The following is a 16,217-nucleotide window of genomic DNA, read 5'->3' as shown; positions in this document are numbered from 1 at the left end:
GGCCCGGGGGGAATCCTCGAGGAACGAGGGTGGGCCCGGTTCGCCCGACATCACCGGACGGACCGTACCGAAACGCCGGGCCCCCTCCTCGCGGACGACCATGGCCGCGTCCCGGGCGAGGTCCGTCAGGAACACGCTCGCGATTCCGTCTTGAGATGACCTATGAGGTCACGGACGTCGCGCCAGGAAGACGAACTCCCTTCCCGGGCGGTCGGGCGCGTCGCGGATGCCGTCCACCACGTATCCATGAGCGTCCAAGTCCTGCTCGACTTCGTCCCGTTCGCGAAAACGCAGCGTCGAATCCGATGTCAGTACCTGTCCGTCCGCTGCGAACCGGTAGGTCCAGCGGAACGTCACCAGAGGCATGTTCACCTCCATCAGTCGAACCCAGCTCTCGACGGAGCCGACGCCCGGAATCCTGGTCACGCGACAGGACTTCTCGCGGGTCCACCCTTCCCAGGCGCGTCCGGCCGGATCGCGCGTCTCGAAGATCAGACGCCCGCCGGGCCGCAGTGCTTCGTGAGCTCCTCGTAGGGTCTTTCGCCAGGTCCGCGGGTCGGTGATGGCCTGGGCGACGTTCGCCGTCATCGTTGCGAGGTCGACCCGCAACGGTGGAAGGTCCGCCGCATCGCCGCAGATCCAGCGCACCCGCTCACCGCCCGGTTTGGTCCGGGCGACGTCGATGGATGCCTGGGCGGGATCCACGCCTACGACCTCGATCCCGCGGTCGGCCAGGAGGAGTGCGAACACTCCCGTGCCGCAACCGATGTCCAGTACGCGTTGCGCCTCGAAATCCTCTGCCATCCGCAGATACGCATGGAGGTCGCTGCGGTCGGGGTCGAGCGGATCGTAGATCGCGGCGAGTCGTGGATGGGTGAAGCAGTCGTCGGCCATGCGGCCGAACGTATGCGGAGCCGGGTCCGAGCAGCTACCCGGTTTCGCGACGCGGGAATGGGGCGGCGGTGCAGCCGTCGGTCGTCGGGGCCCCGGTCACGGAGAACGTCGTGACCGGGGCCCCGGGATCAGCCGCCGTGCGAAACACGCCCTAGTTCCGGTAGCGGAACACGATGCGGCCGCGTGTCAGGTCGTACGGCGGGAGTTCCACCAGGACCCGGTCCTCCAGCATGATCTTGATGTAGTGCTTGCGGATCTTCCCGCTGATGTGCGCGAGCACCTGGTGGCCGTTGTCGAGCTCCACGGTGAACATGGCGCTGCGCAGGCATTCGACGACCTTGCCCTCGACTTCGATGACGTTCTTGTTCTTCGTCATCGCACCAGCTCCAGGTTGCTGCTGATCGGCTGGGCGCCGATGTTCCCGAACAGCGCAGCGGCCGCTCGGTTGGACTCTTGGACTTCGGTCCAGGCCGCGGCGGATCCGGAGCGGCGCAGCGTTTCCAGCGCGTGGGCCAGCAGTGCCCGCGCGATGCCGCGGCGTTGTTCGCCGGCGCGGACCGCGAGCAGTCCGATGCGCGGCCGCTTCGCCGTCACCACCCGGATCAGACCCAGGTAGCGGTCCGGCGCCGCGGCCACCGCGTACTTCGACGGGTCGATGATGGTGTCGCCTTCGGGAAAGGAGATCACCTCCGCGGGCATCGACTGCCACCCGACGCTCGCCTCGACCTCGCCACGGATCGCACGGTCCACCGCCCGCAGCAACCTCTCGTCCGCCTGACCGGCGGGCACGATCGTCACGCCCGCCGGCGGCCGGACCGCTCCAAGCCCTGTGACTCGTGGATCGGTCGACACCGCGTACTCCCACTCGCGGCGCCGGACCGTGAATCCGGCCCGCCGCCAGTCGGCCGTCAGCACGGCGTCGGCTTCGTCGACCACCGTGTACAGCGGTGCGGGCAGTTGCGCCACCATCACCTCCGCGAGCCGGTCGAAGGTGGCGTCGTGCCAGGCGTCGATGCTGACGAACAGGCGTCCGTCGGGCCGGTGCTGCGCATGTCCACGGCCGACGACCAGGTCGTCATCCAGTGCGTGCCATTGCCGGTCCGCGACGCGCGTGATCACCACCGCGTTCTCGCTCGGACCGGATGTGAAAGGCTTCGTGTTCATCGGAGTCTCCTTCAGGAGTGCCTTGGTCTCAGGCGCTCCTGGCGACACCGGACGTCAGCCGCCGGACCGTGACGGATCGAGGGAGCACCCACGGGTAACTGCGTTCACGGTGCTCACCTCCAAACGTCGACTCAACGGCCCGCCATGAACGTAGCAGCGGGGCGCCGCCTCGCTCAAAACCTTTTTCCTGAGGAGCGGCCCGGGAAGGCGTCAGTCCTCGAAGCCGTCGCGCAGCAGGCAACGGGCCACCTCGGCGCGGGCCTTGGCGAGCTCCGCGGCGATCTGCTCGCTCCGGCCGGCCTGCGGCACCACCACGGCCGTCGCGGGCTCCCCGCCGAGGAGGCAGGCGCGCCGCAGATGGGTCGGCGGGTGGGTGGTGTCGACCTGGTGCCCGCGCCGGGCTCCGGCGCGCCGCTGCCGTTCGTACTCGTGCTCCGGGACGGACGCCGCGAACGCGGTCAGCCGCCCCCACAGTTCATCGGCCCGGGCCATGGCGTCCCGGGTGGACCTCGGCCCGCCGAGGGCGGCACGGTTGGTCTCGCTGCGCAGCAGGACGCCGTACGACCCGGAGACGAGGAACCGGTCCATGAGGCCCACCGCCGCCCGCGTGGATGCGGTACGGGCGGCAAGCCTGTCGGCGAGGTACTCGGCCCGCATCCCGGCCCGGGAGGTCAGCCGGACGAGCAGCACCAGCATTCCCCAGACCAGCAGCCGTGGCACCAGGCAGAAGGCATCGACGGCCATCTCGATCGCGGTCGGGTGCTGATGCGGCCGGAGGGTGTTGTACCAGAGCGCCAGGGTCCGCGTCGCCGTACCGACCACCAGGCCGTTGCGCATGTCGCCGTTGGCGTAGTGGGCCAGCTCATGGCCGAGCAGTGCGATCCGCTCCTCGGGCGTGAGGACTTCCCACAACGGCATGCCCAGCACCAGCAGCCGTCGGCCGCGCACGCCGTACGTCGTGACACTGGCGTTGATGTCCCCGTCCACGGCGATCGCGTGCACGCTCCGGGTGCCGACCGCCCCCGCCACCTCGTCCACCAGGGCGAAGAGTTCAGGCGCGTCGGCCCGGAACAGCACCGGCCAGTCGTCGGGCAGACGGCCAACTCTCGGAGCGAGCGCCCAGGCCATCAGCAGGGGCACCAGTCCCGCCACCATGCCGATACCACCCCAGCCCGCCACCACGCACCAGATGCCGCCGACGGCAAGCGCGAGCGTGACACCGTGCACGATCAGGGCGAGCGCGGTGGCCGACACCGCCGAGGCGTCGCGCCACGGGCGCAGTTCCTGCCCGCTCGACATCTCGGCGAGCAACTGCTCGCCGTGCCGTCGGGCCAGGACCCGCGCGGCTCGTTCCAGCCGTCCGGGCTCCGGCCGAGGTCTTTCGGGGTCCACGTTCCAGTCGCAGGCGGCGCACCAGACGGTGAACCGGCTGTCGCCGCGGATCTCCGCGGCGCATTCCGGGCACGACTGTGTTGTCTCCGTGGCAGTGTCAGACATCGCGGTTTCCCTCCCTCGCGGCCCTCCCCGAGCCGCCGCTCATCGGTACGGTGCGAATCTGATCACACGCCTGACCTGCATAGAAGGCGTGGTCGTCCGTACGGGACGAACCGTGATCGCGTCGCAATCGTCCGGACGCCTCCACCCCGGGAGGTCCAGCTCGCGGCCGACGCGGCGGGCGGGATCGACCGGGACATCGCGGTCGATCCCATCACTCGGACACTGCGGCGGACGGCGGCCCGGCCGACGCTTCAGCCGACCAGAAACGCCGACACGTCAGCGAAGGACAGGGACGTGTCCGGTTCGAGGCGCAAGGTCTCGCCGCGGAAGGACCGCACTTCCAGCCAGCTCTGCGGTGATGCCTCCGGCAGTACGTCCATGAGCTTTTGGACGTCGGCCGCCCGGTGGACCTTGAACTTCGGCGACGGCCGGTAGTACGACGGCTGGACGTCGAACCGCATGTCGACGGCGGGGTACGGCGAGCGCCCCCAGTCGCTGTAGGGCAGCGAGGCGTGACCGTGGATGCGGGCGTCGACCAGCACCTCCGTGTCCTCGTTCCCGATCTCGCAGTCGAACACGGGCAAGGCCGTCGCCACCCGTGCCGCCGCTCCCGGGTAGGCGGCGCAGGCCTGGCCCAGTGCCGGCGAGCAGAACAGCGCGTGGTCGAAGGACCCGACCGGGCTCGGCAACGGCACCTTGTGGTGGGACCGGCCGTCGAAAGCGAGGTCACGCCTGGAGCACAGGAACTCCAGGAAGGCCGCGACCACCCCGTCCTGATGGCCGTCGGCTCGCACTGCGAAGCGGACCGCGCTGCGTCCCTGCTCACGCAGTACGTAGTACTCGAAGAAGCCCATCGGGCGATCGGGCGTGCGCGCGCAGCGGTAGACCTCGTCGAAGCCGTCGACCGGCCGGTACTCCGCCACCGGCGCGTATGGGCCGACCGACCCGGTGATGACGTCCAGAACCGGTCTGTCGGCCTCGGCTTCCGCCGGATCGGAGAGGGGGTCCACCTCGGTGAAGCCCTTGCGGAGACGTTCGTCGATCTTGCGCACCGCGTGGCGCCGCGCCTTTTCCTCGTCCTCGAGCGTCGTCGTACTGGCCTTGCCCGGGGTTCGGCCGGAGCCCCACCGGAGGAAGCATCGGATCCCCTCCTGGCGAATCTCCCAGTATGCGAGCGTGGCCTCCTGCCGTTCGAACCTCCGCCACCTGGTCATCCGGCCTCCCGTACCGCTGCGGCAGGCCCGCGCCGGGACCGCACGCGGGTGACCCTATCGCCCGCCCGTGAGCCTGCCTTCACCGGTGGTCAGGACACCGGGAGGGGCATTTCCTTCCAAGCCCGGGTGGTCGGCGATCTCGTTTTGTCCGCAGCGGAGTTGACGACATCCTGGCCACATGGACACCGACGCAGCGACTCCCGTTCACCTCGGCAAGGTGATGAACGGCTTGGCGACGAATTCGGCCCTGCCGGCCTCCATGGTCCGGCGGCTGTTCGGATGGCGGCGGGATTTCGGGCAGGTGGCGGGGCGTCCGGACCTCACCGAGGACATGGTCGCCGAGATCATCGCGATCGACGACCACTGGCTTCTGCACAGCCTGGCGCTCAACGACCGACTGCCGGACCGGTTCCGTATCCGTCTGGCCGCCCATCGGGACGAGGGGGTGCGGGCCGCGCTCGTCGTCCATGCGGCGACCGCCCCGAGGGAGATGCTGGAGCAGCTCGTCGACGATCCCGACCCAAAGGTCCGTGAGTACCTGGCCCAGGGTCGTCATACGCCGCCCGACCTGCGGGCACGTCTCGCTGCTGACTCCGACCCCACGATCCGCGCCGCGCTGGCGAGACACTGGCCCCAGGCGCCGGAAGCGGTGCGCCGGGTCCTGCTGACCGATCCGGAGGCCACGGTCCGAGCCGCGGCCTGTTCGACCTACTTCGCGCACACGCCGCATCCGATACCGCCCCCGGACCTGCTGCCGACGCTGTTGGCGGACCCCGTGACCCGGGCGGGCGCGGTGATCCACAGCGTTCTCGACGAGGACACCCTTCAGCGGCTCGCCGGTGATCCGGACAGCGAGGTGCGCGCCGAGCTCGCCCGGCATCCCGACCTGCCGCCCTCGGTCCGCGCGGTCCTTGCCGTCGATCCGGCCCTGAACGTCCGGGTGAAGGTCTTCGCCCGGCCGGACACACCGGAGCACGAGCGGGCGGAGATCCATACCTCGGTCCACGAGCTTTCGCGCTCGCTCCCCGAACCGAGCCCCGACGCCGACGACGAAACCTTCCTGCAATGGTGTCAGAACTTCGCCGCGCAGACGGAGTTGAGGACCCTGCGCCTGCCCTGGGTCACGGCCGATCCGCTGCCGCACATCGACTCGCCCTACGTCGGTTTCCGCCTCTCGGCGGCCGCCGCCGAGGCCCTTCCCGCCGACGCGGTGGCCCGGCTGCTCGACGACGAGGAGGAGATCGTCCGCCTCACCATGGCGCACACCGCCCCGCACCTGGTCGATCCCGCGACCGCCGAGAACATCGAACGCCGTTACCGGCGACGGAACAAGCACACGTTCTGGTGGGACGAGGCGGAGGTCTTCACCTTCCCCGTGGAAACCCTGCGCCGCTTCGCCACCGACCCGGAGGCCCGCCTGCGCTCCTTCGCCCCCCGCGACCCGGATCTGCCGCCGACACTCGCCGAGAGGCTGGCCTCCGACCCCGAAGAGAGTGTCCGTCGCGCGATCGCGCCCCACCGCAATCTTCCGCTGCCGTCCCTGCTCCGACTCCTCGCCGACCCCTCGGAGCGCGTGGCGGAGGCCGCCGGTGCCTCGCCCTTCCTCCCCGTCGAGCGCATGGACTGGCTGCTGACCCGGGCGGGCCTCTAGGGCGTGTCCGACAATTCCCGCCCGCCCTCCGGGCGGACGACGGGAATTGTCGGACAGGCCCTGGCCGCCGTACCGGAAGGCGGCCGGCACCGGGCCGTCCGGCCGGGCCGGGTCGCGGATCCGGCCGGCGATCCGGGCGAAGCCTCTAGGCTTGAGCGATGCAGACCCCAAGCCCCGCCGAGATCCGCTCGCTGCACGAAAAGTATGCGCCGAGCACCGAGGCGTTCGACCTGGTCTTCACGCACTGTGAGATCGTTTGGTCCATTGCGGAGAAGCTGATCCCAGCGGCAGGGCGCAACCTCGACGCAGATCTCGTACGCGCCGGATGCCTGCTCCATGACATCGGCGTCTATCGGCTCGTCGACGAGACCGGAAGAGTCGACGAACCCAACTACCTGCGCCACGGACTGCTGGGTCACGAGATCCTGGCAGAAGAGGGATTCTCCGAGGAGCTCTGCCGGTTCTGTTCGTGTCACACAGGGGTCGGGCTGACGAAGCACGACGTGGAAAGCCAAGGTCTACCGCTGCCGGTCGCGGACTACATCGCCGTGTCCGTCGAAGAGCGACTGGTGATGTACGCCGACAAATTCCACAGCAAGTCCAATCCGCCGAAGTTCCTTTCCGCGGACTCCTACGCCGGGTATGTCGGCCGCTTCGGCAGAGACAAAGTGTCCGCGTTCGCGTGCCTGCGCGCGGAGTTCGGTGAACCAGACCTGACCGACTTGGCCGCCGTGCATCAACACGCCCTCGTCTGAAGGTCCCGAGCTCTGCCTGGTGCCGGTGGTGCGGGATGGTCCAAGCTGGCCCGCATGGACTGGTTGCCACTGCTCTCCACCCTGGCCGGCGCCGCGATCGGCATCGGCGCCACTCTCATCGCCGATCGGAACAGGTGGAGGCACGAGGACGTCAAAGAAGCTCTGCGGCTGCGGCTCGACATCTACACGCAGTACACCACCACCGTGAAGACCCTCGGTGAGACCCTGCGGTCCCTGGCCGAGCGAGAGCATCCGTCCGACGGCGAGCGGGCGTTGGCGCTGCGCGAGGCCTTCCGGGACTCAGGCATAGGCACCGCCTCGGAACGGATGTGGCTCATCGCGCCCGAACCCGTCGTCAAGGCCTCCGACAGCGTGTTCCATTGCCTGCGACGCATCTGCGACGGCTACGTCGACGGCAGTCCTGTCAGCAGTCCGGAGGATCGCGACCGCTGGGAGGCGCGCGGCAGAGCAGCCGCCAAGATGCGCAAGCTCATGCGCGAGGATCTCGGCGTCGGCCCACTCGCCGAACGCCACAGCCCCCTTCCCGACGACTACGACAGCCCTGCCGCGCAGTGACCGTGGCACCCGGCGCCGACGAAAGGTCCCGGCCGATCCACCGGCTCCGCTTCCATGTGCTCCTCGAGGGCGGAGGTCGGCGAGGTCAGCCGTAGGGATTGCAGACGAGGTAGCCGTCGACGCGGCTGAGCCAGTCCGAGGCGGGGTCGGGCGGGAGCGCGTGGCCGAGGTCGTCGGTACGGACCTCGCTGATCCACTGGTCGTGCTGGTACTCGTGGTTGATGAGAGCGAGCAGCAGGTGGTCGGCGACGATGCTCAGTTGGGTGGGGGCGCCGACCTTGCCGGCGGCGATGTCGCCGATGCGGGCGTGGACGCGTTCGGCGACGGTGTCGCGGAAGGCGGTGAGCCGTTCGACGGTCGGCAGCGCCCCGCGGAACTTCTCCGGGTTCGCCGAGTCCATGAGCGCGTCCAGTTCCGGGTCGGGGCTGGGCTCGGCGGCGGTGAGGTTGCGGATCATGAAGTGGGCGACGTGTGCCTGGTGGCCCAGGTGCCAGCCGATGGCGCTGGAGTTCTCGTGCGGGCGCCAGGTCACCTCGTCCGCAGTGAGGTCCTTCCACAGTTCGTCGGTGTAGGCGCGGGCGCGGTCGTACTCGCGCAGCAGCGCGGTGATTTCGTGCATGGTGCCCTCCTCAGGCGGTGCGGTAGAGGAAGTCAGGTGCCCCGTGCAGGGGTTCGGTAGAGGATCACGCTGAAATCAGGTCATAAGCAGTGCGTACGGCCAGGGAGCAGGGACTAGGGACGGGCTGCGGCAAGACGGTCGGCCAGGTGGACGAGGTCCGTGGCGAGCGGGGAGTCGGCGCTCCAGACCGCTTCGAAGGAGATCTGCACCTCGCGGCCCTCGTTCAGCAGCGGCCGGTGGGGCGCGTCGGGCGAGGTGAGCTTGGAGCGGGGAACCATGGCCGAGCCCAGGCCCAGCTTCGTCCAGTCCTCCAGGACCTGGTAACTGGCGGCCTCGCCCGGATAGGTGCGCAGCGGCATCTCGTGCGCCTGGAAGAGCTGTGTGGTGAAGGTGGTCAGGCCGCAGGTGTCCGGTACGAGGATGAAGCACTCCTTGCCGGCCTCCTCGAGTTCGAGCGGAGCCGCGTCCGCGGCGGTGCCGGGGCTGACGACGACCATCGGCTCGACGTCGATGACCCGGTGCTCGAAACGCGGCATCGCGGCCACGGCGGGGATGAGGACGATGTCGAGCTGACCGGCCAGCAGACATTCGCGCAACTCCTGCATGTTCGCCTCGCGCAGTACGAGGTCGCGGGGCGCCAGGAGGTCCTGGACCACGCTGAAGGCCCGGGCGACCAGAGGGGAGCCGATCAGTGGCGAGAGGCCCATGCGGATCTTCTGCCCGCCGGGTTCGGTCAGCCGTCCGGCTTCGGCCGCGACGGCGTCGAGCGAGTCCAGGGCCCGTTCGATCAGGGGCAGGATCCGGGCGCCGAACGCGGTCTGGGTCACGCCGCGCGGGGAGCGGTCGAAGAGCTTGTCGCCGAGGCGTTCCTCCAGTCTGGCGATGCCGTTGGACAGGGCGGGCTGGGTGACGCCGTAGGCGCGCGCGGCGGCGCTGAACGACTTCGTCTCGACGACCGCCTGCGCGTACCGGAGCCCTTCGAGGTTCAGGCGATCGACCATAGCCATCGCTTATCGCTCCATTCATCGGCGTCCCCTACCGGGCTGTTGAGGCGCTACCTATGGTGGGGCTCTGCCGATTCAGCATAACCAGTAGCTATGAGCGTCGCTCTGCTCCCGAAGGAAGGGCCGCATGCCGGACACCTCTGTGACCATGGTCGTGACCGAGCCCCGGGGCCCTCTGTACCCGTCCGTCGCCCGGCAGGCATCGCCGACGGGCCGGTGGGTGCGCGTGGCGGTGGTGGCGAGCGGCGTCTGCCACGCCGATCTCGCGACGGCCGCGGCCACCGGCACGGCGACCTCCTTCCCGGTCACTCCGGGGCACGAGGTCGCGGGTGTCGTCGCCGAGCTGGGCGACCAGGTCGAGGGCTGGGAGGTCGGCGAGCGGGTGGCCGTCGGCTGGTTCGGCGGCGGCTGCGGGCACTGCGCGTACTGCCGGGTCGGCGACGTCGTCCACTGCGCCGAACGCAAGATCCCCGGCCTGTCCTACCCGGGCGGCTGGGCCCGGAGCATCACCGTGCCCGCCGACGCGCTCGCCCGCGTCCCCGGCGGACTCGACCTCTTCGACGCCGCCCCGTTCGGCTGCGCGGGCGTGACCACCTTCAACGCCGTCCGCAAGGCCGGCATCCGCGCGGGCGGCCGCGTCGCCGTCTTCGGGCTGGGCGGCCTGGGACACCTCGCCGTCCAGTTCGCGGCCCGGCTCGGCTACGAGACCATCGCCGTCGCCCGCGGCACGGGCCGCGAACAGATCGCCCACGAGCTCGGCGCCCACCACTACATCGACAGCACCGCCCAGGCGCCCGGAGCCGCCTTGAGCATGGTCGGCGGCGCCGATCTCATCGTGCACACCGCCTCCTCCACCGCGCCCGTCGGCGAACTGCTCACCGGGCTGAACACGCATGGGCGGCTCACTCTCGTCGGCGTCGACGCGGGCTCCGTGACCGTGCCGTCGGCCGGGCTCGTCATGAACGGCCACACCCTCACCGGACACCTGACCGGCAGCCCGCGCGAGACCGAGGAGGCGATGGAGTTCGCCGTCACCCATGACGTACGGCCCCTGATCGAACGCATGCCGCTGAAGCAGGCCGACGCGGCCGTCACCCGGCTGCGTTCCGGCGCCGCCCGTTTCCGTATCGTCCTCGACACCACCGACGGCGAGTGACCACCCCCGCCGGTCACCCCGCCTCGAGTGCGGGCATCGGCTCGGCGCCACCACCCCAGCCGGACGGCCCGCGCTCCACGCTCCGCGTCCGACGCCCGAGCGGTTGACGTCCGCGTCCGACGCCGACAGGGTTCGGCCTGAGAAGAAAGGACATTCCATGTCCCACCGGGACACCCACGACGTGATCGTGATCGGCGCCGGCGCCTCCGGACTCGCCGCGGCCGCCGCGCTGCACGCCGCCGGCCTCGACACGGTCTGCCTGGAGGCCCGCGACCGTATCGGCGGGCGCCTGCTCTCCGCCCCCACCTCGCACCCCGGGCGGGCCCTGGACCTGGGAGCCACCTGGTTCTGGGACGGCGAGGAACGCGTCCGCGCCCTGGCCGCACGCAGCGGCATCGACACCTTCGACCAGCACCTCGCCGGCGACACCCTGCTGGAGGAGACCACCGGCACCCGCCGCCTGACCGGCAACCTGATCGACGCCCCCTCCCGCCGCTTCGCCGCCGGAGCGCAGAGCATCGCCGTCGCGCTCGCCGCCGCGCTGCCCACCGGCACACTGCGGCTGCGCACCCCCGTCACCGCCGTCCGCCCGGACGCCGAAGGCCGCCTCGCCGTGCGCACCCCGACCGGCCCCCTGTCCGCCGAGCACGTCGTCCTGGCCGTCCCTCCGGCCCTGGCGGCGGAACGGGTCGACCTCGGCGACGCGCTCCCCACCGACCTCGTACGGCTGGCGAAGGCCACCCCGGTCTGGATGGGGGCGGTCGCCAAGGCCGTCGCGCACTACCCGGCGCCGTTCTGGCGCAAGGACGGGCTGGCCGGCGCGGCGTTCAGCAGGACCGGGCCGCTCCAGGAGATCCACGACATGTCAGGTCCCGAGGGCGAGCCCGCCGCGCTCTTCGGTTTCGCGCACGCACGCACCGTACGGCCCGGCTTCGAACAGGCCGCCGTCGCCCAGCTCGCCCGGCTCTTCGGTCCGGCCGCGGCCACCCCCGACGCGCTGCACGTACAGAACTGGAGCACCGAGGAGTGGACGTCCCCGTCCACCGTGCAGCGCCTCACCGACCACTCCCTCTTCGGTCACCCGCTCTACCGGCGGCCGGCACTGGCCGGCCGGCTGCACTGGGCGTCGACCGAGACGGCGACCGAGTACGCCGGTCACGTCGAAGGCGCCCTTGCCGCCGGGGAGAGAGCAGCACGATCCGTCCTGACGGCACTCGCGCCCGCCGACGGCCTGCGCGCAGACCTCACCCACGTCCCCGACGCCGGCTGACGCCCAGGCGTGCGCACCGGATCACCGTTCACCGAACCGGGCCCGGTTCCCGGTCCGTGCCCCCTACGCCGTCAACCCTCCTCCGGAAGAGAAGCATGACCGATACCGCAGCCGCCGACACGACGACCCGCATACCCGATGCCGCCTTCGCCCAGCGCCGCATCCTGCGGGTCCTGGTCGCCTCCCAAGTCCTCAGCGGTGCCGGGCTCGCCGCCGGAGTGACCGTCGGCGCCCTCCTGGCCCAGGACATGCTGGGCTCCACGAACCTCGCCGGGCTGCCCAGCGCCCTGATCACCGCCGGTTCCGCCCTCACCGCCATCACCGTCGGCCGCGTCTCGCAGGCGCGCGGCCGCCGCCCCGGACTCGCGGCCGGCTACCTCACCGGGGCGATCGGCTCGGCGGGCGTCCTCGTCGCCGCCGTCCTGGACAACCCGGTGCTGCTCTTCCTCTCCCTGTTCGTCTACGGCGCGGGCACCGCCACCAACCTCCAGGCCCGCTACGCCGGGGCCGACCTCGCCGCCCCCGGCCACCGGGCCCGCGCGGTGGCCACCGTCCTGGTCGCCACCACCCTCGGCGGTGTCGCGGGCCCCAACCTCGCCGCTCCCACCGGGACCTTCGCCGAACGCTTCGGCATCCCCCACCTCGCCGGACCCTTCATCCTGTCCGGCGCCGCCTACGCCCTCGCCGCCGTCGTCCTCGCCGTATGGCTGCGACCCGACCCGCTGCTCATGGCCCGCAGCCTCGCCCAGGCCGAGGCGGCCGACGCCGCAACCGCCCGGACCGCCGACGCCGCCGGCCCGGACGAGGGCCGCGGGGGAGTCGTCCTCGGCGCGCTGGTGATGATCCTCACCCAGCTCGTCATGGTCGCCATCATGACGATGACGCCGGTCCACATGCACGACCACGGCCACGGCACCGCCGCCTCCGGCCTCGTCATCGCCATCCACATCGGCGCCATGTACCTGCCCTCCCCGCTCACCGGCCGACTCGTCGACCGCTACGGCCGCATGAAGATGGCCACCGTCTCCGGCATCACCCTCCTCGCCGCCGGTGTCCTCGCCGCCGCGGCGCCCGCCGACTCCGTCGCCCTGCTCGCCCTCGCGCTCGCCCTGCTCGGCCTGGGCTGGAACTTCGGGCTGGTCTCCGGCACCGCGATCATCACCGACACCGTCCCGCTCGCGACCCGCGCCAAGACCCAGGGACTGGTCGACGTCTCCATCGCCATCGCGGGCGCGACCGGCGGCATGGCCTCCGGCATCATGGTGGCCGCCACCGGCTACCCCGCCCTCGCCCTGACCGGAGGCATCCTCGCCCTCGCCCTCCTGCCCGCCGTCGCAGTCACCGCGTACCGCAGCTGAGCACCGTGGACCCGGATTGTTCGGCGGCGATGTCAGTGGTGCGGCATACGATCCGGGGATGCGAGCTTCAGGAACGTTCAAAGTCGCCGACTTCACCCCGGCTCCGGTGCCGAGCCCCGCGATCGAGACGGCGCTGCCCGTCGGTGTCGCCACGATGGCCAAGCAGTACGAAGGTGAGATCGCCGGACGATCCGCGACCTTGTTCACCGCCGCGTACGACCAGGCCGGCGGGACGGGGACGTATGTCGCGATGGAGTCCTTCGAGGGGACGCTCCACGGGCAGGCCGGCGCCTTCAACTTCGCACACAGCGCGACGACCCGGGGCGAAGGAAGGGAGGGCGAGTTCTTCATCATCGTGCCCTCCAGCGGCACGGGTGCGCTGGCCGGGATCACCGGAACCGGCGGCATCGCGGTCGACACGGACGGCACCCACCGGATCTGGTTCGACTACGAGCTCGGCCATTGACTTCCGCTCCCCGGCCTAGGGCCTGTCCGGCGGATCATGCCGCAGACGCGGGGTCTGGCACGCCCAGCTGCGGCGTTGTCGTCACTCGCCGACGTCCCCCAGCCTTCGGCCGGGAGGTGCCCCCACCGCGTCGACTCCCTCCTCCGCCTTGCAGCTGCACGCACCAGACCCCGCTCACCTCTGCTGATACCGCATCGTTGCTTTCCTGCGACTTGATCCGCCGGACAGGCCCTAACGGCCGGGGATTCCTGCCACGGTCGGCTGACCGTCTCGACTGGTTCCTGCTTCAACGCCCTGCGCCGACACACGTACCGGCCCTGAGGACGACGAGGTCAAGTCCCGGGGTGCGGTGTCCGGCGAACCGGGTGAGGTCCTTCGTGGCACTGGCGGCCGGCACAACATACAGATCGTGGTCGGAATGCTCGGTGGTCATGCCCCCATGAGCTCGGGAACCCTTGAGGACAAGGCCGACGACAGCTGAGTCAGCTGCGGCAAGGTCGACGAACGCCTCGAAGGACCTGGGTTTTTGAACCGTCATTGCGCTGTCTCCTGAGCGGGGTCGACGGGCATGGCACCCGGGCGTCCCCTGGGCATCAGGGTCGCCCGCACCGTCCGCGGCGGTGCTTCGCCGCGCCCGGAAGATCAACGCACGTGCGGACACTATCGGTCGGCGCTCCCGGCGGGCTCGCTTTCGGCCGTTTCGAGGAGTGGGGTATCGGGAGTCAGGGAGCGGATGCCCGGTATGGGGGAGGGGAGCAGCCAGAGCAGTGACAGGGCTCCTCCGGCGGCGGCAGCGATCAGGGTTGCCCTGAGTCCCATGAGGGTGGCCAGCGCGCCTCCGGCGACGGCGCCGAGGGGGCGGATGCCGTAGTTGACGGTGCTGTAGGCACCGGCCACGCGACTGCGCATGCCGTCCGGTATCACGGCGGTCTGCAGGGAGTTGAGGTTGACGTCGAACAGCATCACACCGAGTCCGGCGAAGAACTCCGTGGCGCCCAGGGCCCCCGCGCGGGCCCATGCCGGGCCGTTCGCTGTGGCGGCGATGGCGATGGAGGCCGGGAACAGGACCGCGCCGACCGCGATACTTCTCCCCACGCCCATCCATTGCGAGATCCTCGGGGCTGTCACGGCGCCCAGAAGAGCTCCGGTCGATCCGATACCGAGCGCCAGCCCGATGGTCCCTGCGGACAGGGCGAGGACCCGGTCGGCGAACAGCACGATCAGACCGGTGCCCGCGACGAACGTGAAGAAGTTGACGGTCGTCGCGCAGCCGAGGCTCGCCCGCAGGACCGGGTGACGAACCACGAAGGCCAGCCCCTCTCGAGAACGACGCAGGAGTGAGGACCGGTCCGCCTTTCCGGGAACGATGACCGGTTCGTCGACCCGGATCGGTCCGAGCAGGGCGGCAGAAGCCAGGAAGGACAGTGCGTCGGCGATCACGGCGACGGGCGCGGACAGGGCCTGGACGAGTGCACCGCCGATGGCGGGGCCCGCGATGTAGGAAGCGGACCGACTGGCGCTGAGCTTGCTGTTCGCATCGATGTAGGACGAGCGCGGCACGAGATGGGCGAAGAAGGGCGGATAGGCGGTGTTGAACAGCACCGCCGCGGCGCCGGTCAGCAGTGCCACCGCGTACAACTGGCCGAGCGTCACGGCGTCTGCGAGGTATGCGGCGGGCAGGGTGAGCAACACGCACGCACGTGCCAGATCGGCGAGAATCATCAGGCGGCGCTTCTGGGCCTGGTGGTCGACCCAGGCGCCCAGCACGATGGCGAGGAGATTCGGGGCCCAGACGAGGGCGGTCAGCCACGCGACCTGGTTGGCCGAGGCGTGCAGTGCCGTCACGGCGATCAGGGGCAGCGCGAGTTCGGAGACACGGTCTCCGAACTGCGACACCGACTGCCCGGTCCAGAAGCGGACGAACCGCCGGTCTCGCCACAGTGACGTCGGCAGGGAGTTCATGCGCTGTCGCCTGGCTGCTCGTCGTCAGTGCCCTCCGGGAGCATGTAGCGCAGCAGACGGACGCCACGGGCATCGCTCGGCCGCTGTGCCGGATCGCGTGTCACGTAGGGAGCGAGGACGCCTTCGATCGCGTCCTCGATCACCGCGAGTTCCTCGGCGGACACCACGACGCGGGTGTTGGCCAGACCCGCCAACCTGAGCCATACCGCTTCGAGTCGGGGTTCGGTCTCAGTCATCCACCGGTGCGGCAGGTCGGCGGAGCGCACGAACATCTCCTGGGACAGCACCCGTGCGGCGGACCGGCCCTCCTCGTCCTCCGGTACCTCGAACCGGAACCCCCGTGCCGCAGCCTGCCACCTGCGTTCCCTGCGATCGGTTCCGGGCTCGGCGTCGTGGACCAGTCCGAAGCCCGCCAGGTGGCGCAGATGCCAGCTGGTCACGGACGGGGTGGCCCCGACATCGGGTGACAGCTGCGTCGCTGTCGCAGGCCCGTGCCGCTGCAGGTGTTCGAGGATCGCAAGCCGAACAGGATGTGCCAGCGCCCGCATGGCCTTCGGATCGGTGATCTCGATGTCGCCCAGGCGATTACCAAGTCCCATGACCTGAGAGTATTCTCTCACAATACGTGAGA

General features: G+C 70.5%; 16 protein-coding genes and 1 pseudogene. 7 read left to right on the top strand and 10 right to left on the bottom strand.

Annotated features, from left to right (window positions below; genetic code table 11):
* Positions 1-168 precede the first annotated feature (168 nt).
* The 5 genes from ACZ60B_RS21745 to ACZ60B_RS21725 form a co-directional block, all read right to left on the bottom strand.
* Entirely contained in the window at positions 169-894 is a 726-nt protein-coding gene (locus ACZ60B_RS21745) for a class I SAM-dependent methyltransferase (protein WP_469389327.1), read from the bottom strand.
* 151 nt (positions 895-1,045) lie between these two features.
* Complete coding sequence (gene infA, locus ACZ60B_RS21740) at positions 1,046-1,270, bottom strand: translation initiation factor IF-1 (protein WP_469389325.1); 225 nt, start codon at positions 1,268-1,270, stop codon at positions 1,046-1,048.
* Positions 1,267-2,058 (bottom strand): GNAT family N-acetyltransferase, encoded by a 792-nt coding sequence (locus ACZ60B_RS21735; RefSeq protein ID WP_469389323.1) that lies wholly within the window; start codon positions 2,056-2,058, stop codon positions 1,267-1,269. Before ACZ60B_RS21735 ends, infA begins: the two co-directional genes overlap by 4 nt.
* Positions 2,059-2,268: 210 nt before the next feature.
* Complete coding sequence (locus tag ACZ60B_RS21730; protein ID WP_469389321.1) at positions 2,269-3,555, bottom strand: M48 family metallopeptidase; 1,287 nt, start codon at positions 3,553-3,555, stop codon at positions 2,269-2,271.
* A 251-nt stretch (positions 3,556-3,806) separates the two neighbouring features.
* Positions 3,807-4,769, bottom strand: a complete 963-nt coding sequence (locus tag ACZ60B_RS21725; protein ID WP_469389319.1) for a WGR domain-containing protein — start codon at positions 4,767-4,769, stop codon at positions 3,807-3,809.
* 178 nt (positions 4,770-4,947) lie between these two features.
* Here ACZ60B_RS21725 and ACZ60B_RS21720 point away from each other — a divergent pair, with 178 nt between their 5' ends.
* The 3 genes from ACZ60B_RS21720 to ACZ60B_RS21710 all read left to right on the top strand — a co-directional run bounded on the left by ACZ60B_RS21720 (position 4,948) and on the right by ACZ60B_RS21710 (position 7,751).
* Entirely contained in the window at positions 4,948-6,420 is a 1,473-nt protein-coding gene (locus ACZ60B_RS21720) for a hypothetical protein (protein ID WP_469389317.1), read from the top strand.
* 158 nt (positions 6,421-6,578) lie between these two features.
* Positions 6,579-7,175: an HD domain-containing protein gene (locus tag ACZ60B_RS21715; RefSeq protein ID WP_469389315.1), complete on the top strand. Its 597-nt coding sequence runs from the start codon at positions 6,579-6,581 to the stop codon at positions 7,173-7,175.
* 54 nt (positions 7,176-7,229) lie between these two features.
* Positions 7,230-7,751, top strand: a complete 522-nt coding sequence (locus ACZ60B_RS21710) for a hypothetical protein (protein ID WP_469389313.1) — start codon at positions 7,230-7,232, stop codon at positions 7,749-7,751.
* A gap of 85 nt (positions 7,752-7,836) precedes the next feature.
* Here the strand turns inward: ACZ60B_RS21710 and ACZ60B_RS21705 are convergent, their stop codons facing one another.
* Both ACZ60B_RS21705 and ACZ60B_RS21700 read right to left on the bottom strand, forming a co-directional pair.
* Positions 7,837-8,370 (bottom strand): DinB family protein, encoded by a 534-nt coding sequence (locus ACZ60B_RS21705; RefSeq protein ID WP_469389311.1) that lies wholly within the window; start codon positions 8,368-8,370, stop codon positions 7,837-7,839.
* Between the two features lie 113 nt (positions 8,371-8,483).
* Positions 8,484-9,377, bottom strand: a complete 894-nt coding sequence (locus ACZ60B_RS21700) for a LysR family transcriptional regulator (RefSeq protein WP_469389309.1) — start codon at positions 9,375-9,377, stop codon at positions 8,484-8,486.
* 124 nt (positions 9,378-9,501) lie between these two features.
* Here ACZ60B_RS21700 and ACZ60B_RS21695 point away from each other — a divergent pair, with 124 nt between their 5' ends.
* The 4 genes from ACZ60B_RS21695 (at position 9,502) to ACZ60B_RS21680 (ending at position 13,624) form a co-directional block, all read left to right on the top strand.
* A complete protein-coding gene (locus tag ACZ60B_RS21695) occupies positions 9,502-10,530 on the top strand; it encodes an alcohol dehydrogenase catalytic domain-containing protein (RefSeq protein ID WP_469389307.1) in 1,029 nt (342 codons plus the stop codon).
* Between the two features lie 157 nt (positions 10,531-10,687).
* Positions 10,688-11,800, top strand: coding sequence for a flavin monoamine oxidase family protein (locus tag ACZ60B_RS21690; protein WP_469389305.1), 1,113 nt, complete (start codon positions 10,688-10,690; stop codon positions 11,798-11,800).
* A 95-nt stretch (positions 11,801-11,895) separates the two neighbouring features.
* The gene (locus ACZ60B_RS21685; protein ID WP_469389303.1) at positions 11,896-13,158 is read left to right on the top strand and encodes an MFS transporter; all 1,263 of its coding nucleotides are present in this window, start codon (positions 11,896-11,898) and stop codon (positions 13,156-13,158) included.
* A gap of 58 nt (positions 13,159-13,216) precedes the next feature.
* A complete protein-coding gene (locus ACZ60B_RS21680; RefSeq protein WP_469389301.1) occupies positions 13,217-13,624 on the top strand; it encodes a DUF3224 domain-containing protein in 408 nt (135 codons plus the stop codon).
* A gap of 292 nt (positions 13,625-13,916) precedes the next feature.
* On the opposite strand, the pseudogene ACZ60B_RS21675 reads toward ACZ60B_RS21680, so the two are convergent.
* From ACZ60B_RS21675 to ACZ60B_RS21665, 3 genes and pseudogenes are all read right to left on the bottom strand, one after another.
* Positions 13,917-14,162, bottom strand: a pseudogene (locus ACZ60B_RS21675) (hypothetical protein); the annotation flags it as partial.
* A gap of 122 nt (positions 14,163-14,284) precedes the next feature.
* Positions 14,285-15,586, bottom strand: coding sequence for an MFS transporter (locus ACZ60B_RS21670; protein WP_469389299.1), 1,302 nt, complete (start codon positions 15,584-15,586; stop codon positions 14,285-14,287).
* Positions 15,583-16,185 carry an ArsR/SmtB family transcription factor gene (locus tag ACZ60B_RS21665; protein WP_469389297.1) on the bottom strand — a complete coding sequence of 201 codons (603 nt, stop codon included), beginning with the start codon at positions 16,183-16,185 and terminating at the stop codon, positions 15,583-15,585. The genes ACZ60B_RS21670 and ACZ60B_RS21665 overlap by 4 nt, the downstream gene beginning before the upstream one ends.
* Positions 16,186-16,217 lie beyond the last annotated feature (32 nt).

The sequence above is a fragment of the Streptomyces sp. NPDC104096 genome, from assembly GCF_055584385.1.
Note: the sequence above shows the minus strand (reverse complement) of the source record. Positions and strands in the feature narration are given on the sequence as shown.